The organism is Pseudomonas sp. SDO5271_S396, assembly GCF_054071795.1.
Window position 1 is genome coordinate 15,474 of record NZ_JBSVWB010000027.1, and the last position, 25,348, is coordinate 40,821.

Below are 25,348 nucleotides of genomic sequence, written 5' to 3' on the forward strand. Positions count from 1 at the left end.
CTGGGCTGCGAAGCGGCCCCAATAAGGCTGCCGCATTTAGTCAGCGAATTCGCGGTGTCGGGTTTCAGGGCCGCTTTGCGCCCCAGCGCGGGACAAGCCCGCTCACCACAATGGATCGGCAAAAAACCGCATGCAGGGCGCTTTTAGTAACTGCTCTCCGGCAAACTCGCGATGATCGACCGGTAGCTGTTCATCCGCTGCTGTTGCACGCGCCCATCCTCCAGGGCCTTGAGCAAGGCACAGCCAGGCTCGCGATCGTGCTTGCAGTCGCGGAAGCGGCATGTGCCGATCAGGTCGTTGAACTCGATGAAGCCGGCTTCCACATCACTGCGGCTGACATGGCCCAGGCCGAATTCGCGGATGCCGGGGGAGTCGATCAGTTCGCCGCCGCCTGGGAAGTGAAACAGCCGTGCGGTGGTGGTGGTGTGGGTGCCTTGGCCGGACAGTTCCGACAGCGGGCCGACCCGGGTGTCGACGTGGGGCAGCAGGCTGTTGACCAGCGACGACTTGCCCACGCCGGACTGGCCGACAAACACACTGATGCGCCCGTCCAACTGCTGTTGCAGCTGTTCCATGCCGTTGCCGTGGTGAGCCGAGACTTCCAGCACCGGATAACCCAGGGTGCGATACACCGCCAGCAGCGCGTTGAGCGCGGGGGCGTTCTGCTCGTCGATCAGGTCATACTTGTTCAGCAGCAACAGTGGGCGAATGCCGGCATGCTCGGCTGCGACCAGGTAGCGATCGATCAGGTTGGCATGGGGCTCGGGCAAGGGCGCGAACACGATCACGATCATGTCGACGTTGGCCGCCACCGGCTTGAGTTGGCCGCGGCTATCGGGGCGGCGCAGTTCGGTGGTGCGGGGCAACTGGGCGACGATCACGCCGATGCCCTGGTTGCCGGCACGCCAGACCACTTGGTCGCCGGTCACCAGCGCGGGCAGGTTGGCGCGCAGGTAGCAGCGTGACACCAGGCCGTCCTGGGCTTCGACTTCGACCTGCACACCAAAGTGCGCGATCACCAGGCCAGTCTGTTCGGGGCCCAGGTCGCCACCCTCCAGCGCTTCTACGGCGGAGGATTCACGTTTGGCGGCGCGAGCGGCGCGCTCGCCTTGAATCTTTTCGATGCGCCAGTTCTGGCGACGGTTGAGCTGGCGTTTGGCCATTGGTGTTCCGTGTCGACAATGCAAAGGTTGGATAAAACGGTCGCGAGTCTAGCACGCCCCTGCCTGCTAAACTGCGCAGCTAAGCCAAGGTGCCAAGAGAATCAAGCCATGCAAAACCCACAGAACCTGATTTGGATCGATCTGGAGATGACCGGTCTGGATCCCGACAACGACGTCATCATCGAGATGGCGACCATCGTCACCGACAGCAACCTCAATACCTTGGCTGAAGGCCCGGTGATCGCCATTCATCACAGCGACGAAGTGCTGGCGCGCATGGACGAGTGGAATACCCGCACCCATGGCAACTCGGGGCTGACCCAGCGTGTGCGCGACAGCCGCATCAGCATGGCAGAAGCCGAAGCCCGGACCATCGCCTTTCTGGAACAGTGGGTGCCCAAGGGCAAGTCGCCGATCTGCGGCAACAGCATCTGCCAGGATCGTCGCTTCCTCTATACCCATATGAAGGGGTTGGAGAGCTACTTCCACTATCGCAACCTGGATGTGTCGACGCTTAAAGAGTTGGCGGCGCGCTGGGCGCCGGAGGTCAAGGACAGCTTCCATAAGGGCAGTACCCATCTGGCGCTGGATGATATTCGCGAGTCCATTGCCGAGCTGCAGCATTACCGCAAGCATTTCATCAAGGCTTGAATCGGCGGCGCCTGAACCTGCGCCATCGCCGGCAAGCCAGCTCCCACATTTGATTGCATTCACAAATCAAACTGTGGGAGCGGGCTTGCTCGCGAAGGGCGTGACGCGGTCTTTCGCCAAGCGCCCCCTTTTGGTGCCATCACCAAATGATTAGACTGCGCGCCTCTTTGCAAGGATCGCCCTCATGCTGCTGATGCTCTACCTCATCGCCATCACCGCCGAAGCCATGACCGGGGCGTTGTCCGCCGGTCGGCGCGGCATGGATTGGTTCGGGGTGGTGTTGATTGCTTGTGTGACGGCGTTGGGTGGCGGGTCGGTGCGCGATGTGTTGCTGGGGCACTACCCGCTGACGTGGGTCAAGCACCCGGAATACCTGATACTGACCTCTGTTGCCGCGCTGGTGACAATTTTCATCGCACCGCTGATGCGTCACCTGCGCTCGCTGTTCCTCGCGCTGGATGCCGTGGGCCTGGTGGCCTTTACCCTGATCGGCAGCATGACCGCCCTGGAAATGGGGCATGGCATGTTGGTGGCGTCGGTCAGCGGGGTGATCACCGGCGTTTTCGGCGGCATCCTGCGGGACATTTTCTGCAACGACATCCCGCTGATCTTTCGCCGTGAGCTGTACGCCAGCGTGTCGTTCCTGGCCGCCTGGTTCTACATGCTGTGCCTCTATCTGGAACTGCCCAGCGAGCAATCCATCCTGTTGACGCTGTTCAGCGGCTTCTTACTGCGCCTGCTGGCGATCCGTTTTCACTGGGAAATGCCCAAGTTCGTCTACAACGACGACGTGCATTAACGGCTGGCGTGCTGTGCCAGCGCCCACTCCACGTGTTCGCGCACCAGCTCGGAAGGGTAGTCCCGCCGGGCTTTCAGGGCTTCCAGTACCGGGATGCTCGACGGTGCATTGCCCAGGCCCACGGCCAGGTTGCGCAGCCAGCGCTCGTAACCGGCGCGGCGTAGCGGCGAGCCTTCGGTGCTGCTGAGGAATTTGTCCTCGTTCCACATGAACAATTCGGCCAGCTCGGCGTTGTCCAGGTTGTGCCGTGGCTTGAAGTCACCTTCGGCGGTCGAGCGAGCGAAGCGATTCCACGGGCACACGATCTGGCAGTCATCGCAGCCGAATACCCGATTGCCGATCAACGGGCGCAGGTCTTCGGGGATCGCATTCTTGAGTTCGATGGTCAGGTAAGAGATGCAGCGTCGGGCGTCCAGCACATAGGGGCCGACGAAGGCATTGGTGGGGCAGATATCCAGGCAGGCGGTGCAACGTCCGCAATGTTCGGTGCTGTGGGGTTCGTCTACCGGCAGCGGTAAATCCACAAACAGCTCGCTGAGGAAAAAATAGCTGCCGGCCTTGCGGTTGAGTACCAGGGTGTTTTTGCCGATCCAGCCCAGCCCGGCCTTTTCGGCGATGGCCTTTTCCAGCACCGGGGCGCTGTCGACGAAGGCGCGAAAACCGAACGGGCCGATCTGCGCCTGAATGCGCTCGGCCAGTTGCTGTACACGTTTGCGGATCAGCTTGTGGTAATCGCGGCCCAGGGCGTAGCGGGAGATGTAGGCTTTTTCCGGCTTGGCCAGCAGTTGTGCCATTTGGGTGTCGCCGGGCAGGTAGTCCATGCGCAGCGACACCACGCGCAAGGTGCCTGGTACCAACTCGTCGGGGTGGGAGCGTTTGCTGCCGTGGGCGCCCATGTACTCCATCTCACCGTGGTACCCCGCCTCGAGCCAGCGCTGCAGGTGCTGCTCATGCTCGCCCAGCTCCAGACCGCTGATGCCGACTTGTTGAAAGCCCAGTTCGCGCCCCCAGTCTTTGATCGATTGGGCGAGGGTGGGCAGGTCGGGGGTAATGGCAGGCATGAGACAAGGGAAACCGCAGGTGAGATGCGTATAATTCTGCCAGACATCGGAGCTTGAAGACGCATGCCTCAGACAAAACACGAAATAACCGACGTGCAACCACTGCTGCACGGCCATTTACCACAACTCGACGCCCGTTCGCCGGATGCCCACAAAGGGCAGTTCGGCCACTTGCTGGTCATTGGCGGTGATCGCGGCTTCGGCGGCGCTGCCTTGCTGACTGCCGAAAGTGCGTTGCGCAGCGGGGCAGGGCTGGTTTCCCTGGCGACGCGCCCCGAGCATGTGCCTGCCGCGCTCGCCCGTTTGCCGGAAGTCATGACCCTCGGGGTGAGCTCGGCCAATCAGCTGATGGGCTTGCTGGAAAAAATCACGATCATTGTGATTGGGCCGGGCCTGGGCGATGCCGCCTGGGGCAAAAGCCTTTTGTCCGTCGCCGCCAACGCGGATCAGCCGCAGGTATGGGATGCCGATGCCTTGAACCAGCTGGCTACAGGTAGTGTGAGTCTTCCCGCCAACAGCGTGATCACCCCTCACCCGGGTGAAGCCGCTCGCCTACTGGGGATCACGACAGCCGAGGTTCAGGCCGACCGTCTTAAGGTGGCGCGCGCGTTGAGTCAGACATTCAATACAGTGGCTATCCTCAAGGGTGCTGGCAGTTTGATTGCCAGCCCGGACGGGCGTGTTTCGCGCTGCGACCAGGGCCATCCGGCGATGGCGACAGCCGGCCTCGGGGATGTCTTGGCTGGTCTGGTGGGCGCGTTGCTGGCGCAGGGCATGCAGGCCTATGAGGCAAGCTGCCTCGCCGTGTGGTTGCACGCCACGGCAGGGGATCGTCAAGGCACTTTTGGTCGCGGGTTGGCGGCCAGTGACCTGATACCCGCTATTCGTCAATTGTTGGAGGAGCAGTCGCCGTGCCTGAAGTAATCCTTTTTCTGGCCGATGAAGACGCCATGGTCGCGCTCGGGCAGCGCATCGCCCAGGTTGCGGCGGGGGCGGGGCTGATCTTTCTCGAGGGTGACCTGGGGGCCGGCAAGACCACCTTGTCCCGAGGGATTATCCGAGGGTTGGGCCATACGGGGGCAGTAAAAAGCCCTACGTTTACCCTGGTAGAACCCTACGAGATTGGCGCGGTTCGGGCCTTCCATTTCGATCTGTATCGCTTGGTGGACCCCGAAGAACTGGAGTTCATGGGCATTCGTGACTACTTCGACGAAGACGCGTTGTGCCTGATCGAGTGGCCAGATAAAGGCACAGGCTTTTTGCCAAAGCCGGACCTGACCATTACCATTACGCCGCATGAAACAGGACGTCGGTTGAAGTTGTTGCCCCAGAGCGAGCGTGGCCAGTCGTGGTGCGACGCTTTGGCATTGGAATTCAAATAATTGGTGGGGTTAGGTATGCGCTTTCGCGCGTTGGTTGCTGTCGTAGGGGTGTTGCTTGCGGCAATGACTGTCAATGCTCTGGCGGCTTCACAGGTGAAAAGTGTGCGCCTGTGGCGAGCGCCGGATAACACGCGACTGGTGTTCGACCTGTCTGGCCCGGTCCAGCACAGCGTCTTTACCCTGACGTCGCCTGATCGCCTGGTGATCGACATCAACGGCGCGACCCTGGCCGCGCCGTTGAAAGTCTCCACTGCCAACACCCCGATCACCGCCATGCGCTCGGCCCAGCGTACGCCGACCGACTTGCGTGTGGTCATCGACCTGAAAAAGGTCGTGACCCCGAAAAGCTTCTCCCTGGCCCCCAACGCCCAGTATGGCAACCGGCTGGTGGTCGATCTGTTCGACAACGCTGCCGACGCCAACCCACCGCCCGCGCCGGCTCCGAGTGTGGCGACGGTGCCGGCGGTACCGGTCAACCCGTCGCAACCGCAGGTCAAGTTGCCGCCCCCTCCACCGGCGCCCGCCGGCAAACGCGACATCATTGTGGTGATCGACGCCGGTCACGGCGGTGAAGACCCTGGCGCTTCCGGCTCCCGTGGGCAGCACGAAAAAGACGTGGTGCTGGCGATTGCCCGCGAGCTGCAACGCCAGGTCAACGCGATGAAGGGCTATCGCGCCGAGCTGACCCGTACCGGCGACTACTTCATTCCGCTGCGTGGCCGTACCGAAATCGCGCGCAAGAAAGGCGCCGACCTGTTCGTGTCGATTCACGCCGACGCCGCCCCTTCGGCTGCGGCGTTCGGTGCCTCGGTGTTTGCCCTTTCGGACCGCGGCGCCACCTCCGAGACGGCCCGTTGGCTGGCCGACAGTGAAAACCGCTCCGACTTGATCGGCGGTGCGGGCAACGTGTCCCTCGATGACAAGGACAAAATGCTCGCTGGCGTATTGCTCGACCTGTCGATGACCGCGTCGCTGACCTCCAGCCTTAACGTGGGCCAGAAGGTGTTGAGCAACATTGGTCGCGTTACCCCGCTGCACAAGCAGCGCGTGGAGCAAGCGGGCTTCATGGTGCTGAAGTCTCCGGATATTCCATCGATCCTGGTGGAAACCGGGTTCATCTCCAACTCCAACGAAGCCTCGAAACTGGCCACCGGCAGCCACCAGCAGGCGCTGGCACGCTCCATCAGCGCGGGTATTCGCCAGTTCTTCCAGCAGAACCCGCCACCGGGCACCTATATCGCCTGGCTGCGCGACTCCGGGAAGATCGCCCAGGGCCCACGTGACCATCGTGTGCAACCTGGTGACACTCTGGCCATGCTGGCCGTGCGTTTCCAGGTCTCTCCCGCGACGTTGCGCAGTGCCAACAACCTGAAGACCGATGAACTGAAGGTCGGCCAGGTGCTGACCATCCCTGGCACTGAACTGGCGGCACAGTAATGAGCGAATCCCTGTTGAACGGCTGCTCCCGTATCGAGCTGCTCAGCCCGCGCCTTGCCAACCAGATTGCGGCGGGTGAGGTGGTCGAACGGCCCGCGTCGGTGATCAAGGAACTGCTGGAAAACAGCATCGACTCCGGTGCCAAACGCATCGATGTCGATGTGGAGCAGGGTGGCGTCAAATTATTGCGGGTGCGGGATGATGGCAGCGGCATTTCCTCCGATGACCTGCCGCTGGCCCTGGCCCGTCACGCCACCAGCAAGATTCGCGACCTGGAAGACCTGGAGCGGGTGATGAGCCTGGGCTTTCGTGGCGAGGCGCTGGCCTCCATCAGTTCCGTGGCCCGCCTGACCCTGACGTCCCGTACCCGTAGCGCCGACCAGGCCTGGCAAGTGGAAACCGAGGGCCGCGACATGGCGCCTCGGGTCCAGCCCGCTGCCCATCCGGTCGGTACGTCGGTGGAAGTGCGTGACCTGTTCTTCAACACCCCGGCACGACGCAAATTCCTCAAGGCTGAAAAAACCGAGTTCGACCATCTGCAGGAAGTCATCAAGCGCCTGGCCCTGGCGCGTTTCGACGTAGCGTTTCATCTGCGCCACAACGGCAAATCCATCCTTAGCCTGCATGAAGCCAATGACGAGGCTGCTCGCGCCCGCCGCGTAGCAGCGGTGTGTGGCGCGGGCTTCCTGGAGCAGGCACTGCCGATCGAGATTGAGCGCAATGGCCTGCGCTTGTGGGGCTGGGTAGGGTTGCCGACGTTCTCCCGCAGCCAGGCGGACTTGCAGTATTTCTTCGTGAACGGTCGGGCGGTGCGCGACAAACTGGTGGCCCACGCGGTTCGCCAGGCGTACCGCGATGTGCTGTTCAATGGCCGGCATCCGACCTTTGTGCTGTTTTTCGAGGTCGACCCGGCTGTGGTGGACGTCAACGTGCACCCCACCAAGCACGAAGTGCGCTTCCGCGACGGGCGCATGGTGCATGATTTCCTTTATGGCACCTTGCACCGTGCCCTGGGCGATGTGCGCCCGGATGATCAACTGGCAGCGCCTATCGTGACCGCGGTGGTTCGCCCCAGCGGTCCGCTGGCCGGTGAATTCGGTCCGCAGGGCGAAATGAGCCTGGCGTCCAACCTGCTGCAATCGCCGCAGCCGCAACCCGCCTATACGACCCCGGGTTCTGGTTCGGGGGCGGGTTATCAGTATCAATACACCCCGCGTCCGCAATCGGCGGTGCCGGTGGCCGAGGCCCAGGCAGCTTATCGCGAGTTTTTTGCACCATTGCCCGGTGCCGAATCGGCAGCTCCCGTTGCCTTGCCGGAAGGGGGTGGGGACATTCCACCCTTGGGGTATGCACTGGCGCAGCTCAAGGGGATCTACATCCTGGCGGAAAACGCCCACGGCCTGGTGCTGGTGGACATGCACGCCGCCCACGAGCGAATCATGTATGAGCGCCTGAAAATCGCCATGGCCAGCGAAGGGCTCAGTGGCCAGCCGCTGTTGGTGCCGGAGTCCCTGGCGGTCAGCCAGCGTGAAGCCGATTGTGCCGAGGAACACCATGGTGTGTTCCAGAAACTGGGCTTTGAATTGCAACGCCTGGGTCCGGAAACCCTGGCCATTCGGCAAATTCCCGCGCTGCTCAAACAGGCTGAGGCCAATCGCTTGGTCGCCGACGTGCTGGCTGACTTGATGGAATACGGCACCAGTGATCGTATCCAGGCACACATCAACGAATTGCTCGGCACCATGGCCTGTCACGGTGCGATCCGCGCCAACCGCCGTCTGGCCTTGCCGGAAATGAACGGTTTGCTGCGCGACATGGAAAACACCGAGCGCAGCGGGCAGTGCAACCATGGCCGGCCCACCTGGACCCAAATGGGGCTGGATGATCTGGACAAACTGTTCTTGCGCGGTCGCTGATGAGTGCCTTGCCCCCCGCCATCTTCCTGATGGGCCCGACGGCCGCCGGCAAGACCGACCTGGCCATCGAGCTGACCAAAGTGCTGCCGTGCGAGCTGATCAGTGTCGACTCTGCCCTGGTTTACCGGGACATGGACATCGGCACGGCCAAGCCTTCGAAAGCGTTATTGGCACAGTATCCGCATCGCCTGATCGACATCATCGACCCGGCCGAGAGCTATTCAGCGGCGGACTTTCGTACCGATGCCCTCGCCGCGATGGCGGAGATCACCGCGCGCGGCAATATTCCGCTGTTAGTGGGCGGCACGATGCTCTACTACAAGGCTCTGCAGGAAGGGTTGGCGGATATGCCGCCCGCCGATGCCGATGTGCGCGCCGCTCTGGAAGAAGAGGCTGCACACCTTGGCTGGCAAGCCTTGCACGACCAGTTGGCCGCGGTGGATCCGGTGTCCGCCGCGCGCATTCACCCAAACGACCCCCAGCGCCTCACTCGGGCGCTGGAAGTCTGGCGGGTGAGTGGCCAGACCATGACCGAGCACAGACTGCGACAATCTGCGCAAAGTGCTGAAGCAGGCACATCGGGACAGTCACAATTGCCCTATACTGTGGCGAATCTGGCCATCGCTCCGGCAAATCGCCAGGTGTTGCATGAACGAATTGCACAAAGATTCACAATTATGTTGGAACAGGGCTTTGTGGACGAGGTCGTAGCACTGCGTTCCAGAGGCGACCTGCATCCCGGGTTGCCTTCGATACGTGCCGTAGGCTATCGCCAAGTCTGGGATCACCTGGATGGCAAGCTGACGTCAGCCGAAATGCAGGAGCGCGGCATAATCGCCACGCGCCAATTGGCAAAACGCCAGTTCACCTGGCTGCGAAGCTGGAGCGATTTGCACTGGTTGGACAGCCTGGATTGCGACAATCTGTCACGCGCCTTGAAATACTTGGGAACGGTCTCCATATTGAGCTGAGTCCTTGCAATTGCCGTCTATCCTTGGGGGTGTGACGGCCATAAGCTATCTATTTTCCGATTTTTTATTATTGATCCTTAAAGGAGTGCGGCACATGTCAAAAGGGCATTCGCTACAAGACCCTTACTTGAATACCTTACGTAAAGAAAAAGTGGGGGTTTCCATCTATCTGGTCAACGGTATCAAGCTGCAAGGCACGATTGAGTCGTTCGACCAGTTCGTGATCCTGCTGAAAAACACCGTCAGCCAGATGGTTTACAAGCACGCTATCTCGACAGTCGTTCCAGTTCGTCCAATTCGTCTGCCTAACGCAGCCGACGGTGAACAAGGTGACGCTGAGCCAGGTAACGCCTGATAGGAGTCTCCTTTGTTCTTTGAGCGCCACGGTGGTGGTGAGCGAGTCATCCTCGTTCACTTGGATGGACAGGACCCTGAGGCGCGCGAAGATCCGCAGGAGTTTCAGGAGTTGGCAAATTCGGCCGGCGCCGAGACCGTTGCGTTTTTTAACGTGCCGCGTCATCGGCCAACCGCCAAATTCCTGATTGGCAGCGGCAAGGTCGAGGAATTGCGCGACCTGGTTCATGCCGAAAAAGCCGATCTGGTGATCTTCAATCACACCCTCACGCCCAGTCAGGAACGTAACCTCGAACGTGTCTTCGAGTGTCGCGTGATTGACCGCACCGGTCTGATTCTCGATATTTTCGCCCAGCGCGCCCGTACCCATGAAGGCAAGCTCCAGGTCGAGCTGGCCCAGCTTGACCACATGAGCACCCGCTTGGTTCGTGGCTGGACGCACCTTGAGCGTCAGGGCGGCGGCATCGGTATGCGCGGCCCGGGTGAAACCCAACTGGAAACCGACCGACGCCTGCTGCGGGTGCGCCTGCGCCAGATCAAGGGGCGCCTCGAGAAAGTCCGCAGTCAGCGCGAGCAGTCCCGGCGTGGTCGTTCCCGTGCGGATATTCCGACCGTGTCTCTGGTGGGCTACACCAACGCCGGCAAGTCCACGTTGTTCAACAATGTGACGAAGTCCGAGGTGTACGCGGCCGATCAGCTCTTCGCCACCCTCGATCCGACGCTGCGCCGTCTGGATCTGGATGATCTGGGGCCGATTGTGCTGGCCGATACCGTGGGGTTCATTCGTCACTTGCCCCACAAGCTGGTCGAAGCATTTCGGTCTACGCTCGAGGAGTCGAGCAACTCCGACCTGCTGTTGCACGTGATCGACGCGGCAGAACCGGATCGCATGCTGCAGATCGAGCAGGTCATGGTGGTGCTGGGCGAGATTGGCGCCCAGGACTTGCCGATCCTCGAGGTCTATAACAAACTCGATTTGCTTGAAGGCGTTGAGCCACAAATCCAGCGCGACGAAGATGGAAAGCCCCGGCGGGTATGGCTTTCGGCGCGAGACGGTAGCGGCCTGGAGTTGCTTGAGCAAGCCATTGCCGAACTGCTGGGCAGCGATTTGTTCGTCGGCACCTTGCGCTTGCCGCAGCGTTTTGCTCGACTGCGTGCACAGTTTTTCGAGTTGGGCGCGGTACAGAAAGAAGAACACGACGAAGAAGGTGTCAGCTTGCTGGCCGTTCGATTGCCGCGCTCGGAACTGAATCGGCTGGTCAGCCGTGAAGGTGTGGTGCCGACAGAGTTCATCGAACAACACACTTTGCAATAAAAGCCTCCGAAAGCGGTTGTGCCGCACTGGCAGGCATTCTGTAGCATTGGTCGGCGCGCCGTGGGTGCGTCTTTGCTTTATCAGATGGAGAGCGCTATGGCTTGGAATGAGCCGGGTGGCAACTCGAACAATCAGGATCCTTGGGGTGGTAAGCGCCGCAATAACGGCGACCGCAAGGGCCCGCCGGATCTCGACGAGGCCTTCCGAAAGCTGCAGGAAAGCCTGAATGGGTTGTTCGGTGGTGGGAAAAAACGCGGTGGTGACGACGGTGGTGGTCGCACTGGCAAGGGCGGTGGCTATGGCCTGTTGGGCCTGGGCCTTGTCGTGCTGGCGGCCGTCTGGCTGTACAGTGCCGTGTACGTGGTGGACGAGCAGGAGCAGGCCGTGGTGCTGCGCTTCGGCAAGTACTACGAGACGGTCGGGCCGGGCCTGAATATCTATTTCCCGCCGATCGACAAGAAATACATGGAAAACGTCACGCGTGAGCGTGCCTACACCAAGCAGGGCCAGATGCTGACCGAAGACGAGAATATCGTCGAAGTGCCGCTGACCGTGCAGTACAAGATCAGCAACCTGCAGGACTTCGTGCTGAACGTCGATCAGCCGGAAATCAGCCTGCAGCACGCGACCGAAAGTGCGCTGCGTCACGTGGTGGGTTCCACCGCCATGGACCAGGTGCTGACCGAAGGGCGTGAATTGATGGCCAGCGAAATCAAGGAGCGTCTGCAACGGTTCCTCGATACCTACCGCACCGGCATCACCGTTACCCAGGTGAACGTACAGAGCGCAGCGGCACCGCGCGAAGTTCAGGAAGCCTTTGACGACGTGATCCGCGCCCGCGAAGACGAGCAGCGTTCGCGCAACCAGGCTGAAACCTATGCCAACGGCGTCGTGCCGGAGGCTCGTGGTCAGGCCCAGCGCATCCTCGAGGATGCCAACGGTTACCGTGACGAAGTGGTTTCCCGCGCCAAGGGTGAGGCGGATCGCTTCACCAAGCTGGTCGCCGAATACCGCAAGGCACCCGAGGTTACCCGCGAGCGTCTGTACCTGGACACCATGCAGGAAGTCTTCAGCAACACCAGCAAGGTTCTCGTGACCGGCAGCAAGGGTGGGCAGAACAACCTGCTGTACCTGCCGCTGGACAAGATGATCGAAGGTGGTCGTAGCAGCACCGGCGCGCCGTCCACCGGTTCGAATGCCGCTGCCAATGAAGCGAGCGCCCGGGCGGCCGCTGACTTGCTGCAACAGCAAACACGTACCAGGGAGAGTCGTTGATGAGCAATAAATCGCTGACAGCCCTGATTGTGGGCGTCGTGCTGGTCATCGCTGCCTGGAACTGCTTCTACATCGTGGCTCAGACCGAGCGCGCGGTGTTGCTGCAATTCGGTCGTGTGGTTCAGGCGGACGTTCAGCCTGGTCTGCATGTGAAGGTTCCCTACGTCAACCAGGTGCGCAAGTTCGACGCCCGCCTGATGACCCTGGACGCACCGACACAGCGTTTCCTGACCTTGGAAAAGAAAGCCGTGATGGTGGACGCCTACGCCAAGTGGCGCGTCAAGGATGCCGAGCGCTTCTACACCGCGACGTCCGGCCTGAAGCAGATCGCCGACGAGCGTCTGTCCCGTCGTCTGGAGTCGGGCCTGCGTGACCAGTTCGGTAAGCGCACCCTCCATGAGGTGGTTTCCGGTGAGCGTGACGCGCTGATGGCTGATATCACGCGTTCGTTGAACGCCATGGCGGAAAAAGAGCTGGGCATCGAGGTGATCGATGTTCGGGTCAAGGCCATCGACCTGCCGAAGGAAGTGAACCGCAGCGTGTTCGAGCGTATGAGCACCGAACGTGAACGTGAGGCTCGTGAGCACCGCGCCAAGGGTAACGAGTTGGCCGAAGGTATCCGTGCGGATGCCGATCGTCAGCGCCGTGTACTACTGGCTGAAGCCTATCGCGAGTCGGAAGAAGCGCGTGGTGACGGCGACGCACAAGCGGCGGCGATCTATGCCAAGGCTTATGGCCAGGACCAGGAGTTCTATGCGTTCTACCGCAGCCTGCGTGCCTACCGTGAAAGCTTCGCGAACAAAACCGACGTCATGGTGCTGGACCCAAGCAGCGAGTTCTTCCGCTACCTGGAGAAGGCCAAGTAACACGCCGGTGATTCTGTAGGGACACTCCGTCGGGCGGCTAAAACGCCTGGCGGGGTGATCCTTTCAGAAAACGGGTGTATGATGCGGCAGCCGGGAAATTCCCGGCTTTTTTGCGTCTGCATGTTTGATTGTTGTGTTGTCCTTGCAGATGCCACAGGTTTTTCGAGGAAAGTGCCCGACGAGGCCGCTGGCAGGCCATTTCGTCACGTCGTTCTTGCGCGTTGTTTATGCAGGAGACGGGCATTTTCTGCTTCACTCAAGGCTCGGCCGAGGGCTGGCCGCCCGGATCATAGGGGAATGGCGTAATGGCAACGGTAGACCGCTGGCTGCTGCCAGATGGCATCGAAGAAGTACTGCCACCAGAAGCTGCGCGCATCGAAGTTGCGCGTCGCCAGGTGTTGGATCTGTTCCAGAGCTGGGGTTACGAGTTTGTCGTGACTCCCCATATCGAGTACCTGGAATCCCTGCTGACCGGCGCGGGCCAGGACCTGGATCTGCGCACCTTCAAGGTCATCGACCCGCAATCTGGCCGGCAAATGGGTTTCCGTGCCGATATCACGCCGCAAGTGGCGCGCATCGATGCGCATACCCTGCGTCGCGAAGGCCCCAGCCGGCTGTGCTACGCCGGCAGCGTGCTGCATGCTCAGCCGCGTGCGTTGTCGTCGTCCCGCAGCCCGATTCAGCTGGGCGCCGAGTTGTATGGCGACGCGAGCCCGAGCAGCGACGTCGAAGTGATCAGTTTGATGCTGGCCATGCTGCAACTGGCTGATGTACCCGATGTGCACATGGACCTGGGCCATGTGGGTATCTATCGCGGCCTGGCCCGCGCGGCTGGTTTGTCCGGCGAAGTGGAACAACAGTTGTTCGATGCCCTGCAACGCAAGGCTATCGACGAAGTGATCGCCCTGACCGAAGGCGTCCCGGCTGACCTGGCTGGCATGCTGCGTTCCCTGGTCAACCTGTGCGGTGGCCGTGAAGTGCTGGCGGCTGCGCGTGAGCGCCTGGCCAACGCCCCGGCGCCGGTATTGGCTGCGCTGAACGATGTACTGGCGATTGCCGAGCAATTGTCGGCACGCTTCCCGCAACTGCCGTTGTATTTCGATCTGGGCGAGTTGCGTGGCTACCACTACCACACGGGCGTGGTGTTTGCGGTATTTGTGCCGGGCGTTGGTCAAGCCATCGCCCAAGGCGGTCGTTACGACGATATCGGTGCCGACTTCGGGCGCGCGCGTCCGGCCACCGGTTTTTCCACCGATTTGAAAACCCTGGTGACCCTGGGGCGTGCTGAGGTCGAGCTGCCGTCTGGTGGCATCTGGATGCCCGACAGTACGGACGCGGCACTCTGGCAGCAGGTTTGCCAGTTGCGCAGTGAGGGTCAGCGTGTCGTCCAGGCCTTGCCTGGTCAGCCATTGGCCGCCGCCCGTGATGCGGACTGCGACCGGCAATTGATTCTGCAGAACGGGCTTTGGCAAGTATCGCCATTGGCTTCTTGAGTTTTCCTGCCGGCCTTCGCCGGCACCAAGTTTGCGCGAATGAGGACAAGTGTTATGGGTAAGAATGTCGTAGTCCTGGGCACCCAATGGGGTGATGAGGGCAAAGGCAAGATCGTTGATCTGCTGACCGAACATGCTGCCGCCGTAGTGCGCTACCAAGGTGGCCACAACGCTGGCCACACCCTGGTCATCGATGGCGAAAAAACCGTCTTGCACCTGATCCCGTCGGGCGTGCTGCGCGAAGGCGTGCAGTGCCTGATCGGCAACGGCGTCGTGGTTGCGCCTGACGCGCTGCTGCGTGAGATCACCAAGCTGGAAGAGAAGGGCGTACCGGTGCGCGAGCGCCTGCGCATCAGCCCGTCCTGCCCGCTGATCCTGTCCTACCACGTTGCACTGGACCAGGCCCGTGAAAAGGCCCGTGGCGAGCTGAAGATCGGCACCACCGGTCGCGGTATCGGCCCGGCGTACGAAGACAAGGTTGCACGTCGCGGCCTGCGCATCGGTGACCTGTTCCACCGCGAGCGTTTCGCCGCCAAGCTGGGCGAGTTGCTGGACTACCACAACTTCGTGCTGGTCAATTACTACAAAGAGCCGGCCATCGACTTCCAGAAAACCCTGGATGAGTGCATGGAGTACGCCGAGCTGCTCAAGCCGATGATGCTCGACGTCACTGCTGAACTGCACAACCTGCGCCGTGCCGGCAAAGACATCATGTTCGAAGGCGCCCAAGGTTCCCTGCTGGACATCGACCACGGCACCTACCCGTACGTGACCAGCTCCAACACCACCGCTGGCGGCATTGCCACCGGTTCCGGCGTGGGCCCGATGTTCCTCGACTACATCCTGGGCATCACCAAGGCTTACACCACGCGTGTGGGCTCGGGCCCGTTCCCGACCGAGCTGTTCGACGATGTGGGCGCCTTCCTCGCCAAGCGTGGCCATGAGTTCGGTGCTACCACTGGTCGTGCGCGTCGTTGCGGTTGGTTCGACGCCGTGATCCTGCGGCGCGCCATCGACGTGAACAGCATCTCGGGCCTGTGCCTGACCAAGCTGGACGTACTCGACGGCCTGGAAACCATCAACATCTGCGTAGGCTACAAGAACCAGGATGGTGCAGTGATCGACGCGCCAACCGACGCCGACAGCTACATCGGCCTCGAGCCGGTGTACGAAGAGATGCCGGGCTGGAGCGAGTCGACCCTGGGCGCCAAGACCCTGGAAGAGCTGCCGCAGGCTGCCCGCAACTACATCAAGCGTGTCGAAGAGTTGGTCGGTGCGCCGATTGACATTATTTCGACGGGCCCGGACCGCAACGAGACCATCGTGCTGCGCCACCCGTTCGCTTGATAAGCTGTTGATGTAACAAACAAAGGGCTCCTTCGGGAGCCCTTTGTCGTTTCAATTGGCCGGGCGGCACGACCCTTGCTATGGTTCTTTCTTTCGCGGTGCTATCAGATTAATGGCACCCGTGGTGGAGGGATTCCCGATGTCTGCCGTTCTCTCATTGTTACAAAGCCGGCTGCTGCGGCCGGTGTTCGTTACCCTGGGTATCGCCCTTTTGGTGCAAGTGCTGGTAGCGGTTGCGCTCACGCGGAGCACAGTCACGGCGCTTGAGGCTGACCTGGGCAATCGCCTGGGGGTCGATAGCCAGAAGTTGTCTGGCGAACTGGCGCAAGCTGGCAAAGAAGTCACGTCCAGCCTGGACAACCTGTCTTCCAGTACGCGTCAGCGCCTTACCAGTGGATTGTCGACGCGTTTGCAGGAAGAGCAGAAGCAGTTGCGTGCGACCCTGGAAAAAGATCTGCAAGACTCCGCCAATGATATGGCGCAACTGCTGGCCTCAGTGGCGCCCCGCGCCATGTGGGACAGCGATGTGCCGACATTGTCCGAGTTCGCTCGACGTGCCCAGCGCAACCCCAACGTGCTGTTCGTGGTGTACGACGATGCGGCGGGTGAGCATCTGACCCGTTACCTGAATCGGGATAACCCGATCAACAAGGCGTTGCTGGAAAAGGGCCAAGGTGATCGTGCCTTGGACAAGGTACTGAATGCCGCCAGGAACGATCCGTCGGTGTACTACGTTGAGGCGTCCATCAGCCCCAACGGGGTAGAAATCGGCAAGGTCATCATGGGCGTCTCGACGGCGTCGGTGGAGACCGACCTGGCCGAGTTGGACAAGCGTTTCGCGGCGCTGATTGCCAGCAGTGATCAGTTGGTGGGCGACAGCCTCAAAGGGGCTGCCGCTGATAGCGCCGCGGCCATGGGCGCACGCCTGCAATCGGCGCAAGCCACCGCCACTCAGATGACCGCCAACACCAGCAGCGCCGTGCAGGATGCCGCCGGCACCCTGCGCTGGCGCATTGGCGTGGGCCTGGCGGTGGTCGGGTTTGGTGTGTTGCTGTTGATTGCGGTGGTGTTGGGGCGTCGCGTGGTCAATCGGCTCAAGTTGCTGATTGCAGCCATGGATGACCTGGCGGCGGGCGAGGGCGATCTCACCAAGCGCGTGCAGATCAGCAGCAAAGATGAAATCGGCGCCATGGCTTCGGCGGTCAATCGCTTTGTGGACAAGTTGCAGCCCATCGTGCGTGAGGCGGGTGATGTGGCCCAGCGCACTGGCGTGGAAATCGGCGCGATGTCCCTGCGCAATGCCGGCGCCGATGCGGCGGCGGGCTTGCAGCGTGACGAGGTGGCCGAGAGCCTGCGCGCACTCTCGCAAATGGCTGATGAGGCTCAGGCCGAAAGCCATGCCATGCAGGCGGCGTTGCAGCAGGTGGTGGATATTCGCCAGGCCACGGATGAGAACTCACGTACCTCGGCAGAAGTCGGTAGCTTGATCGAGGCGCTGGCGGGTCAGGTACAGGCCGGCTCCACGGTGATCGAGCGCCTGGCCCAGCAAAGCGAGCAGATCGAAGTGGTGTTGACGGTGATCCATGGGATTGCCGAGCAAACCAACCTGTTGGCGCTCAACGCGGCGATCGAGGCGGCCCGTGCCGGCGAGACCGGGCGCGGTTTCGCGGTGGTGGCGGACGAAGTGCGTGCGCTGGCGAGCAAGACCCAAAGCTCGACCGGTGACATCCAGGCACACATCGTGGCGCTGCAGCAGGGTGCCCGTGAAGCCGTGGAAACCATCGGCAAGGCGGGGCGCCAGGCCAACGAAGGGTTGCTGGTGCTGCGCGACAGCGTGCGGCTGCAACAGACCGTGCAGGCGTCGGTGGAGCAAGTGCATGCGGCGATTGGTTTGGCCACGCGCGCCGCTGAGCATCAGGCACAGGGCGCCCACGCCGTGCGCGGACGGGTCGAGGTGATTCATGCCCAAGCCGAGCGTGCGGCGCAGGCGGTAGTAGAGACGACTGCCAGTGGCAAGGTGCTGGATGGGTTGGCGGCGCAGTTGAAGGCGAGTCTGGGGCAGTTCCGGGCCTGAGGTTGTCTGTTCCAGCCTCATCGCAGGCAAGCCAGCTCCCACATTTGACGGTGTTCACAAATCAAAAATGTGGGAGCTGGCTTGCCTGCGATGGCTATTTCAGCGGCTCAGATACATCCGGGTTGTAAGCAGATAAACCGGTAACCCTGACACCAGAATCAGCAGCACTGCATAAGGCGCCGCCGCCGCGAATTCCACATTCGAGGTGTGCGCCCACACCGCCGTTGCCAAAGTGTTCAGTCCGGTCGGACTGAGCAGCAAGGTCGCCGTCAATTCCTTCATCGCATCCAGAAAAACCAGCGCAAACGCAGCCCCCAATGCCGGGAAGATAATCGGCAGCGTCACCCGGCAAAACGCACTGAACGACGACGCGCCCAGCGTGCGTGCCGCCTCTTCCAATTGCGGTGCGGCTTTGTTCAGGGCTGTGCGGATCGGTGCCTGGGCCAACGGCAGAAACAACAGCGCATAAGCGATCAGCAGCAGTGCCGATGTTTGGTAGAGCGCCGGCACGTAATGCAGGGCGAAGTACACCAGCGTCAGTGCGATCACCAGGCCCGGCAGGGCGTGTAGCAGATAGGGCAGGCGTTCCGCCCAGATTGCCAGTCGGCCCTTATAGCGCACCACCAGGAGCCCCACCGGCACGGCCAGTACCAGGCACAGGGCGGCTCCGCCCAGTGAGAGTGCCAGGGAAGACAGCAGCGCCTCACCAATCTCGGCCACCGGAAACGCCGCCGACGAGCCAACGGCCAGCCAATAGCCGAGCATGCCCAGCGGAATGCCGCTGCCGACGAGCGCCAGCGCCAGGCAATACGCCTGGCCCAACGGTGCCCATCTGCCCAGTCGAACGGGTTCGGCATGCCGCGCTGCGCCCTGACCGGTGCGCACGTGGCGGCCCTTGCCACGTGCGCACAACTCCAGCCACAGCAGAGTCAGGCACATCACCAGCAGTACCGCCGACAGCATCGCGGCATTGGCGTTGCTGAATTCCAGCTCGAATTGCTGGTAGATCGCGGTGGTGAAGGTTTGCAGGCCGATGATCGACAGCGCGCCGAATTCCACCAGCATATGCAGTGCGATCAACAGTGCTCCGGCCAGTAGCGAAGGCCAGAGCAGCGGCAGCGTGACGCGAAAAAACACGCCCCGGCGGTTCTGTCCCAGGGTGCGCGCCGACTCCTCCAGGGACGGGTCCAGGTTGCGCAACGTCGCCGCTACCGGCAGAAACACCAGCGGGTATTTGGACAGGCTCATCACCAGGATCGCCCCGCCCAGGCCCTCGAAGTGCGCGCTGAGCGAGACCCAGGTAAAGCTGCTGACGAACGCCGGCACGGCAAACGGCAGGCACAGAATCACGCCCCAGATGCGCCGCCCCGGCAGGTTGCTGCGTTCCAGCAGCCAGGCCAGGCTCAGGCCGATCACGGCGCAGACTATCGTCACCCCGACCATCAGCGCCAGGGTATTGCGTAGCAACCCGAACACATAAGGCCGCCACAGCAGACGCACCGCTTCTGCCCAGCCGGCTTGCCAGGCCTTGAGTCCCACATACAGCAACGGCAACAGGCTCAGGCCCACCAACAGCAGCACGGGGAGCACCAGCCAGGGCGAGGGCCGCCTGCGTGGTTGGCTGAAGCCGCTACGCAAAGTCGAGAGCGATGGGGTCATCAGTTCAGGCCAACGTCACGTTCCAGGTCCAGAGCTTCTTCCGCATTGCCCAGGTCGGCGGGAGTGACTTTCGGCGGTTGCAGCTCGCTGAAGGGTTTGAGGCCGCGGCTGGATTCCATGCCCTTGCGCAATGGGTATTCAGCCGAGGTGTTGGTGATCACGCGCTGGCCTTCTTCGCTGGCCATGAACGCCAGCAACTGCTGGGCTTCTTTCGGGTGTTTGCTGGATTTCAGTGCAGCAGCGGAAGACACGGTAATCAAGCCGCCCGCGTCGCCATCGGTGAAATAGTGCAGTTGCGAGTCCAGGTTGGTTTTTTCCTTTTTCAGGGCAAACCAGTAGTAGTTGTTCACCAGTACGGTAGCGACTTCGCCATTCTCCACGGCTTTGAGGGCGACCATATTGTTGCTGTAGACCTTGCCAAATGCGCGCAGGCCGGTGAGCCATTCTTCTGCGGCTTCGCGACCGTGCAGCTTGATGATTGCCACGGCCTGTTCCTGGAAGGCGCCGCTGGTGGGCACGAAGCCCACTTTGCCTTGCCACTCGGGGCCAGCGAAATCCAGTACTGACTTGGGCAGGTCCTTTTCCGCAATCAGCTTGGGGTTGAATGCCACGACGCGGGTGCGTGCGGTGACGCCCATCCAGTCGCCGTTGCTGCCGACGTAATCCTTGGGTAGTACGTCGAGGGTGCTGGCGTCGATCCTGGCAAGCAGGCCTTGCTCGCCGAGTTTGTTCAGTGGCGGCGATTCTTCGGTGTAGATCACATCGGCAGGTGAGCGCTCACCCTCTTCGACGACCTGGCTTGCCAATTGGTTGCTGCTGCCTTTGCGCACGTTGACATGGATGCCGGTCTTGGCTTCGAAGGCCTTGGCGAGTTCGTCGCCGACTTCCTTATGCTGGCCGTTGTACAGGGTCAGGGAAATCTTGTCGGCGCATTGGGCGGCGGGCGAGAGCAGGGTCAGGCCCAGCAGAGTGATGGTCAGGCCACGCAGAAGGGATGTCTTGAGACGGGTATCGCGGATCATCATCCGGGGTGTTCCTCACTTGAGTGCAACAAATCTTTGCAAGGATAAACGATAAAGCTTCTCAGGTGCGGACGAGGGGGAGAGGGGCGGGGATGTTTTCAAACCCCGGAAACGAAAAAACCCGCTTTCGCGGGTTTGATCTGAATTTGGTGCCCAGGAGAAGACTCGAACTTCCACGACCGTAAGGTCACCAGCACCTGAAGCTGGCGTGTCTACCAATTTCACCACCTGGGCATCATCGTCAACGTTGCCGTCGTCGATGGCGCGCACTATACGGAGAGGTTTTTGAGCTGTAAACCCCCGTTTTCAAAAAAGCCTGGAAAAAAGTGCCAGTGGTCGCGCAAGGTGCGTTTTGGCGGCTGTGGAGGGCTTTTAATCGTTTGTTGCTGCCTGAAATTTCCCGTTTCAATACGCGTATGCCAAACTAACCCGCATATAGACAAGGTGAAAACTCTCTAATGGCCGATTGGCAGTCCCTCGATCCCGAGGCCGCTCGTGAAGCGGAAAAATATGAAAACCCCATTCCTAGCCGCGAACTGATTCTGGCGCATCTCGCCGATCGGGGTTCGCCTGCTAGCCGCGAGCAGCTGGTTGAAGAATTCGGCCTGAGTACCGAAGACCAACTCGAAGCCCTGCGTCGCCGTTTGCGCGCCATGGAGCGCGACGCTCAACTGATCTACACCCGTCGTGGTACCTATGCGCCGGTGGACAAGCTCGACCTGATCCTGGGGCGCATCGCCGGGCACCGTGACGGTTTCGGTTTCCTGATTCCCGATGATGGCAGTGACGACCTGTTCATGAGCCCGGCGCAAATGCGCCTGGTGTTCGATGGCGACCGCGCACTGGCACGCGTTTCCGGCCTGGACCGTCGCGGTCGGCGTGAAGGCGTGATCGTCGAAGTGGTCTCCCGTGGTCACGAAACCATCGTGGGCCGTTACTTCGAAGAGGGCGGCATCGGTTTTGTGGTGCCGGACAACCCCAAGGTGCAGCAGGAAGTGCTGATCACCCCGGGTCGCAACGGCAACGCGAAGATCGGTCAGTTCGTCGAGGTGAAAATCACCCACTGGCCGACGCCGCGCTTCCAGCCTCAGGGCGATGTGATCGAAGTGGTCGGCAACTATATGGCGCCGGGCATGGAAATCGATGTCGCGCTGCGTACCTACGACATCCCGCACGTGTGGCCGGAAGCCGTAGTGAAGGAAGCGCGCAAGCTCAAGCCCCACGTCGAGGAAAAGGACAAAGAGAAGCGCATCGATCTGCGCCATCTGCCGTTCGTCACCATCGACGGCGAAGACGCCCGCGACTTCGACGACGCCGTCTACTGCGAAGCCAAGCCCGGCAAGCTGCGCCTGTTTTCCGGCGGCTGGAAGCTGTACGTAGCGATTGCCGACGTTTCCAGCTACGTGAAGATCGGTTCGGCGCTGGACGCCGAAGCCCAGGTACGTGGCAACTCGGTGTATTTCCCCGAGCGTGTGATCCCGATGTTGCCGGAGGAGTTGTCCAACGGCCTGTGCTCCCTGAACCCGAAAGTCGACCGTCTGGCGATGGTGTGCGAGATGACCATCTCGAAAACCGGCGAGATGACCGACTACCAGTTCTACGAAGCGGTGATCCATTCCCAGGCGCGGTTGACCTACAACAAGGTCAGTACCCTTCTGGAACACCCGAAAACCAGCGAAGCCAAGGCGCTGCGCGGCGAGTACGGCGACGTGGTGCCACACCTCAAGCAACTTTATGCGCTGTACAAAGTGTTGCTGGGTGCCCGTCATGTCCGTGGCGCGATCGACTTCGAAACCCAGGAGACGCGGATTGTCTTCGGTTCCGAGCGCAAGATCGCCGCGATCACGCCGACCACCCGCAATGATGCGCACAAGCTGATCGAGGAATGCATGCTGGCGGCCAACGTGGCCACTGCCGAATTCCTGCAGAAGCATGAAATCCCAGCGCTGTATCGCGTTCACGACGGCCCGCCGCCAGAACGTCTGGAGAAGCTGCGCGCCTTCCTGGGCGAGTTGGGTCTGTCCCTGCACAAAGGCAAGGAAGGCCCGACGCCGAAGGATTACCAGGCATTGCTGGCCAGTATCAAGGATCGCCCGGATTACCACGTGATCCAGACGGTCATGCTGCGTTCCCTGAGCCAGGCGGTGTACAGCGCTGAAAACGAGGGCCACTTCGGCCTGAACTACGAGGCGTACACCCACTTCACCTCGCCGATTCGTCGCTATCCGGACTTGCTCACGCACCGTGCCATCCGCAGCGTGATCCATTCCAGGCAGAACACCCCGCACGTCAAGCGTGCCGGTGCGATGACCATTCCCAAGGCGCGGATCTATCCTTACGACGAAGCCGCCCTGGAACAGTTGGGCGAGCAGTGCTCCATGAGCGAGCGCCGTGCCGACGAAGCCACTCGCGACGTGGTGAACTGGCTCAAGTGCGAGTTCATGAAGGACCGCGTGGGCGAGTCGTTCCCAGGGGTGATCACCGCCGTGACCGGCTTTGGCCTGTTCGTCGAACTGACCGACATTTACGTCGAGGGCCTGGTGCACGTCACCGCCTTGCCGGGCGATTACTACCATTTCGATCCTGTGCATCACCGCCTGGCGGGCGAGCGCACTGGCCGCAGCTTCCGCTTGGGCGACACGGTGGAAGTGCAGGTCATGCGCGTCGACCTCGATGAGCGCAAGATCGACTTCGGCATGTCTGAAAAGACCGTCGAAGCGCCGGTTGGCCGCAAAAAGCGGGGTGCGCCAACCCCTACCGAGGCGCCGAAGGGTAAGTCGACCCCGGCCAAGGCGGCAGCTGAGCCTGCACCGGCCAAGCCGCCACGCCGTTCCACCAAGGAAAAGGCTTCCGATGCCTATCGCCCGAGCGACGCGGCAGCCAATAACGCCGAGGTGCGCAAAAGCCGCGAGTTGAAGCAGAAGCTGCTCAGTGAGGCCCGGGCCGGTGGCAAGCCGGCCGCCAGCGGCAAGTCCCAGGCCGGCGAGAAAAAACCGTCCAAGCACCGTAAAGGCCCATCCCCTGCAAAAAGCGGCGGGGCACGCAAACCTAAGGCCAAGTCATGAGTCTGGAAAAAATCTACGGCGTGCATGCCGTGGAAGCATTGCTGCGTCACCACCCCAAGCGCGTCAAGCAGGTGTGGCTGGCAGAAGGGCGCAGTGAGCCGCGTGTACAGGCGCTGGTCGAGTTGGCCAACGAAAACCGCGTAGCCATCGGCCAGGCTGAGCGTCGCGAGATGGATGCCTGGGTTGAAGGCGTGCATCAAGGTGTGGTGGCGGATGTCAGCCCGAGCCAGGTCTGGGGCGAGGCGATGCTCGACGAGCTGCTGGATCGCACCGAAGGTTCGCCCTTGTTGCTGGTACTGGACGGCGTGACCGATCCGCATAACCTGGGCGCTTGCCTGCGCTCGGCGGATGCCGCCGGTGCACTGGCGGTGATCGTGCCCAAGGACAAGTCGGCGACCTTGACGCCTGTAGTGCGTAAAGTCGCCTGCGGCGCCGCGGAAGTGATTCCGCTGGTGGCTGTGACCAACCTGGCGCGCACCCTGGAAAAACTTCAGCAGCGCGGCCTGTGGGTCGTGGGGACGGCAGGAGAGGCGGAGGTCAGCATTTATGACCAGGACCTCACCGGCCCGACCATCCTCATCATGGGTGCCGAAGGCAAAGGCATGCGCCGCCTGACCCGTGAGCACTGTGATTACCTGGTGCACCTGCCGATGGCCGGCAGTGTCAGCAGCCTCAACGTGTCGGTCGCGACGGGTGTGTGCCTGTTCGAGGCCCAGCGTCAGCGCGGTGCCAAGAAGGCTGTGAAGAACGGCTGATCGCAACGCAGTACCCTGTGGGAGCCGGGCTTGCCCGCGATGACGGTGTGTCAGTCGGCAGAGACGCTGCCAGTGCCGCCGCCATCGCAGGCAAGCCAGCTCCCACAGTTGTTTTGCGTCTATGTGGCTGCTGCGCTGTTCAAATAATCACCAATTGCCTTGCACCCTTTCTCCCCCTTCTCTACAATTGCGCCCCTTGCCTTGGAGGCCGGCACGCAGGTGCCTCCCCCGCAGCAAGGTCCATAAGTGTCATTCACTCCTTGTCTGACCGTTTTCAAGCGGCAGGCTACAACCCGTAAGGAGCATTCATGCGTCATTACGAAATCATCTTTTTGGTCCACCCGGATCAAAGCGAGCAAGTCGGCGGCATGGTTGAGCGTTACACCAAGCTGATCGAAGAAGACGGCGGCAAAATCCACCGTCTGGAAGACTGGGGCCGTCGTCAACTGGCCTACGCAATCAACAATGTTCACAAGGCTCACTACGTGATGCTGAACGTTGAGTGCACCGGCAAGGCCCTGGCCGAGCTGGAAGACAACTTCCGCTACAACGATGCAGTGATCCGTAACCTGGTCATCCGTCGCGACGAAGCCGTTACCGGCCAGTCCGAGATGCTCAAGGCTGAAGAAAACCGCAGTGAGCGCCGTGAGCGTCGCGACCGTCCTGAGCATGCTGAAAGCGCCGATGGCGACGACAGCGATGACAGCGACAACAGCGATAACGCTGACGAGTAATCCACGGAC

Annotated in this window: 21 protein-coding genes and 1 tRNA gene; 17 read left to right on the forward strand and 5 right to left on the reverse strand. The window is 61.5% G+C overall.

The window, feature by feature from the left end; all coding sequences use genetic code 11:
• Positions 1-143: 143 nt before the first annotated feature.
• Positions 144-1,163 carry a small ribosomal subunit biogenesis GTPase RsgA gene (gene rsgA / locus ACW9IN_RS18300; protein ID WP_457367210.1) on the reverse strand — a complete coding sequence of 340 codons (1,020 nt, stop codon included), beginning with the start codon at positions 1,161-1,163 and terminating at the stop codon, positions 144-146.
• Between the two features lie 108 nt (positions 1,164-1,271).
• Here rsgA and orn point away from each other — a divergent pair, with 108 nt between their 5' ends.
• A complete protein-coding gene (gene orn / locus ACW9IN_RS18305) occupies positions 1,272-1,814 on the forward strand; it encodes an oligoribonuclease (protein WP_457367211.1) in 543 nt (180 codons plus the stop codon).
• 184 nt (positions 1,815-1,998) lie between these two features.
• Entirely contained in the window at positions 1,999-2,613 is a 615-nt protein-coding gene (locus ACW9IN_RS18310) for a trimeric intracellular cation channel family protein (RefSeq protein WP_457367212.1), read from the forward strand.
• Here the strand turns inward: ACW9IN_RS18310 and queG are convergent.
• Positions 2,610-3,674 (reverse strand): tRNA epoxyqueuosine(34) reductase QueG, encoded by a 1,065-nt coding sequence (gene queG, locus ACW9IN_RS18315; protein ID WP_457367213.1) that lies wholly within the window; start codon positions 3,672-3,674, stop codon positions 2,610-2,612. The genes ACW9IN_RS18310 and queG overlap by 4 nt on opposite strands.
• A 63-nt stretch (positions 3,675-3,737) precedes the next feature.
• On the opposite strand from queG, the gene ACW9IN_RS18320 reads away from it, so the two are divergent.
• The 12 genes from ACW9IN_RS18320 to ACW9IN_RS18375 all read left to right on the forward strand — a co-directional run bounded on the left by ACW9IN_RS18320 (position 3,738) and on the right by ACW9IN_RS18375 (position 18,104).
• Positions 3,738-4,598, forward strand: a complete 861-nt coding sequence (locus tag ACW9IN_RS18320; RefSeq protein WP_457367214.1) for an NAD(P)H-hydrate dehydratase — start codon at positions 3,738-3,740, stop codon at positions 4,596-4,598.
• The gene (gene tsaE / locus ACW9IN_RS18325; RefSeq protein WP_457367215.1) at positions 4,586-5,056 is read left to right on the forward strand and encodes a tRNA (adenosine(37)-N6)-threonylcarbamoyltransferase complex ATPase subunit type 1 TsaE; all 471 of its coding nucleotides are present in this window, start codon (positions 4,586-4,588) and stop codon (positions 5,054-5,056) included. The genes ACW9IN_RS18320 and tsaE overlap by 13 nt, the downstream gene beginning before the upstream one ends.
• A 15-nt stretch (positions 5,057-5,071) precedes the next feature.
• Positions 5,072-6,493, forward strand: coding sequence for an N-acetylmuramoyl-L-alanine amidase (locus ACW9IN_RS18330; protein ID WP_457367216.1), 1,422 nt, complete (start codon positions 5,072-5,074; stop codon positions 6,491-6,493).
• Positions 6,493-8,409 carry a DNA mismatch repair endonuclease MutL gene (gene mutL / locus ACW9IN_RS18335; protein ID WP_457367217.1) on the forward strand — a complete coding sequence of 639 codons (1,917 nt, stop codon included), beginning with the start codon at positions 6,493-6,495 and terminating at the stop codon, positions 8,407-8,409. The genes ACW9IN_RS18330 and mutL overlap by 1 nt, the downstream gene beginning before the upstream one ends.
• The gene (miaA, locus tag ACW9IN_RS18340; protein WP_457367218.1) at positions 8,409-9,380 is read left to right on the forward strand and encodes a tRNA (adenosine(37)-N6)-dimethylallyltransferase MiaA; all 972 of its coding nucleotides are present in this window, start codon (positions 8,409-8,411) and stop codon (positions 9,378-9,380) included. The genes mutL and miaA overlap by 1 nt, the downstream gene beginning before the upstream one ends.
• A 94-nt stretch (positions 9,381-9,474) precedes the next feature.
• Positions 9,475-9,735: an RNA chaperone Hfq gene (gene hfq / locus ACW9IN_RS18345; RefSeq protein ID WP_457367219.1), complete on the forward strand. Its 261-nt coding sequence runs from the start codon at positions 9,475-9,477 to the stop codon at positions 9,733-9,735.
• 12 nt (positions 9,736-9,747) lie between these two features.
• Entirely contained in the window at positions 9,748-11,049 is a 1,302-nt protein-coding gene (gene hflX / locus ACW9IN_RS18350) for a ribosome rescue GTPase HflX (RefSeq protein ID WP_457367220.1), read from the forward strand.
• Positions 11,050-11,145: 96 nt separating this feature from the next.
• Entirely contained in the window at positions 11,146-12,324 is a 1,179-nt protein-coding gene (hflK, locus tag ACW9IN_RS18355; RefSeq protein WP_457367221.1) for an FtsH protease activity modulator HflK, read from the forward strand.
• Complete coding sequence (hflC, locus tag ACW9IN_RS18360) at positions 12,324-13,190, forward strand: protease modulator HflC (protein ID WP_457367222.1); 867 nt, start codon at positions 12,324-12,326, stop codon at positions 13,188-13,190. The genes hflK and hflC overlap by 1 nt, the downstream gene beginning before the upstream one ends.
• 305 nt (positions 13,191-13,495) lie before the next feature.
• Positions 13,496-14,683: an ATP phosphoribosyltransferase regulatory subunit gene (locus tag ACW9IN_RS18365; protein ID WP_457367223.1), complete on the forward strand. Its 1,188-nt coding sequence runs from the start codon at positions 13,496-13,498 to the stop codon at positions 14,681-14,683.
• Positions 14,684-14,737: 54 nt separating this feature from the next.
• Positions 14,738-16,030: an adenylosuccinate synthase gene (locus ACW9IN_RS18370; RefSeq protein ID WP_457367224.1), complete on the forward strand. Its 1,293-nt coding sequence runs from the start codon at positions 14,738-14,740 to the stop codon at positions 16,028-16,030.
• 139 nt (positions 16,031-16,169) lie between these two features.
• Complete coding sequence (locus tag ACW9IN_RS18375; RefSeq protein WP_457367225.1) at positions 16,170-18,104, forward strand: methyl-accepting chemotaxis protein; 1,935 nt, start codon at positions 16,170-16,172, stop codon at positions 18,102-18,104.
• 99 nt (positions 18,105-18,203) lie between these two features.
• Here the strand turns inward: ACW9IN_RS18375 and ACW9IN_RS18380 are convergent, their stop codons facing one another.
• The 3 genes from ACW9IN_RS18380 to ACW9IN_RS18390 all read right to left on the reverse strand — a co-directional run bounded on the left by ACW9IN_RS18380 (position 18,204) and on the right by ACW9IN_RS18390 (position 21,019).
• Entirely contained in the window at positions 18,204-19,763 is a 1,560-nt protein-coding gene (locus ACW9IN_RS18380) for an ABC transporter permease (RefSeq protein WP_457367226.1), read from the reverse strand.
• Positions 19,763-20,788, reverse strand: a complete 1,026-nt coding sequence (locus ACW9IN_RS18385; RefSeq protein WP_457367227.1) for an extracellular solute-binding protein — start codon at positions 20,786-20,788, stop codon at positions 19,763-19,765. The genes ACW9IN_RS18380 and ACW9IN_RS18385 overlap by 1 nt, the downstream gene beginning before the upstream one ends.
• A gap of 144 nt (positions 20,789-20,932) precedes the next feature.
• A tRNA-Leu gene (locus ACW9IN_RS18390) sits at positions 20,933-21,019 on the reverse strand.
• 224 nt (positions 21,020-21,243) lie between these two features.
• On the opposite strand from ACW9IN_RS18390, the gene rnr reads away from it, so the two are divergent.
• The 3 genes from rnr (at position 21,244) to rpsF (ending at position 25,339) form a co-directional block, all read left to right on the forward strand.
• The gene (rnr, locus tag ACW9IN_RS18395) at positions 21,244-23,850 is read left to right on the forward strand and encodes a ribonuclease R (RefSeq protein ID WP_457367228.1); all 2,607 of its coding nucleotides are present in this window, start codon (positions 21,244-21,246) and stop codon (positions 23,848-23,850) included.
• Positions 23,847-24,605: a 23S rRNA (guanosine(2251)-2'-O)-methyltransferase RlmB gene (gene rlmB, locus ACW9IN_RS18400; RefSeq protein WP_457367229.1), complete on the forward strand. Its 759-nt coding sequence runs from the start codon at positions 23,847-23,849 to the stop codon at positions 24,603-24,605. The genes rnr and rlmB overlap by 4 nt, the downstream gene beginning before the upstream one ends.
• Before the next feature lie 308 nt (positions 24,606-24,913).
• A complete protein-coding gene (rpsF, locus tag ACW9IN_RS18405) occupies positions 24,914-25,339 on the forward strand; it encodes a 30S ribosomal protein S6 (RefSeq protein WP_457341655.1) in 426 nt (141 codons plus the stop codon).
• Positions 25,340-25,348 lie beyond the last annotated feature (9 nt).

Bases quoted from the DNA above. Each gene is read 5' to 3' on its own strand.
- rsgA (WP_457367210.1), bottom strand. From the start codon at position 1,163: ATGGCCAAACGCCAGCTCAACCGTCGCCAGAACTGGCGCATCGAAAAG.
- orn (WP_457367211.1), top strand. From the start codon at position 1,272: ATGCAAAACCCACAGAACCTGATTTGGATCGATCTGGAGATGACCGGT.
- ACW9IN_RS18310 (WP_457367212.1), top strand. From the start codon at position 1,999: ATGCTGCTGATGCTCTACCTCATCGCCATCACCGCCGAAGCCATGACC.
- queG (WP_457367213.1), bottom strand. From the start codon at position 3,674: ATGCCTGCCATTACCCCCGACCTGCCCACCCTCGCCCAATCGATCAAA.
- ACW9IN_RS18320 (WP_457367214.1), top strand. From the start codon at position 3,738: ATGCCTCAGACAAAACACGAAATAACCGACGTGCAACCACTGCTGCAC.
- ACW9IN_RS18330 (WP_457367216.1), top strand. From the start codon at position 5,072: ATGCGCTTTCGCGCGTTGGTTGCTGTCGTAGGGGTGTTGCTTGCGGCA.
- mutL (WP_457367217.1), top strand. From the start codon at position 6,493: ATGAGCGAATCCCTGTTGAACGGCTGCTCCCGTATCGAGCTGCTCAGC.
- miaA (WP_457367218.1), top strand. From the start codon at position 8,409: ATGAGTGCCTTGCCCCCCGCCATCTTCCTGATGGGCCCGACGGCCGCC.
- hfq (WP_457367219.1), top strand. From the start codon at position 9,475: ATGTCAAAAGGGCATTCGCTACAAGACCCTTACTTGAATACCTTACGT.
- hflK (WP_457367221.1), top strand. From the start codon at position 11,146: ATGGCTTGGAATGAGCCGGGTGGCAACTCGAACAATCAGGATCCTTGG.
- hflC (WP_457367222.1), top strand. From the start codon at position 12,324: ATGAGCAATAAATCGCTGACAGCCCTGATTGTGGGCGTCGTGCTGGTC.
- ACW9IN_RS18365 (WP_457367223.1), top strand. From the start codon at position 13,496: ATGGCAACGGTAGACCGCTGGCTGCTGCCAGATGGCATCGAAGAAGTA.
- ACW9IN_RS18370 (WP_457367224.1), top strand. From the start codon at position 14,738: ATGGGTAAGAATGTCGTAGTCCTGGGCACCCAATGGGGTGATGAGGGC.
- ACW9IN_RS18375 (WP_457367225.1), top strand. From the start codon at position 16,170: ATGTCTGCCGTTCTCTCATTGTTACAAAGCCGGCTGCTGCGGCCGGTG.
- ACW9IN_RS18380 (WP_457367226.1), bottom strand. From the start codon at position 19,763: ATGACCCCATCGCTCTCGACTTTGCGTAGCGGCTTCAGCCAACCACGC.
- ACW9IN_RS18385 (WP_457367227.1), bottom strand. From the start codon at position 20,788: ATGATGATCCGCGATACCCGTCTCAAGACATCCCTTCTGCGTGGCCTG.
- rnr (WP_457367228.1), top strand. From the start codon at position 21,244: ATGGCCGATTGGCAGTCCCTCGATCCCGAGGCCGCTCGTGAAGCGGAA.
- rlmB (WP_457367229.1), top strand. From the start codon at position 23,847: ATGAGTCTGGAAAAAATCTACGGCGTGCATGCCGTGGAAGCATTGCTG.
- rpsF (WP_457341655.1), top strand. From the start codon at position 24,914: ATGCGTCATTACGAAATCATCTTTTTGGTCCACCCGGATCAAAGCGAG.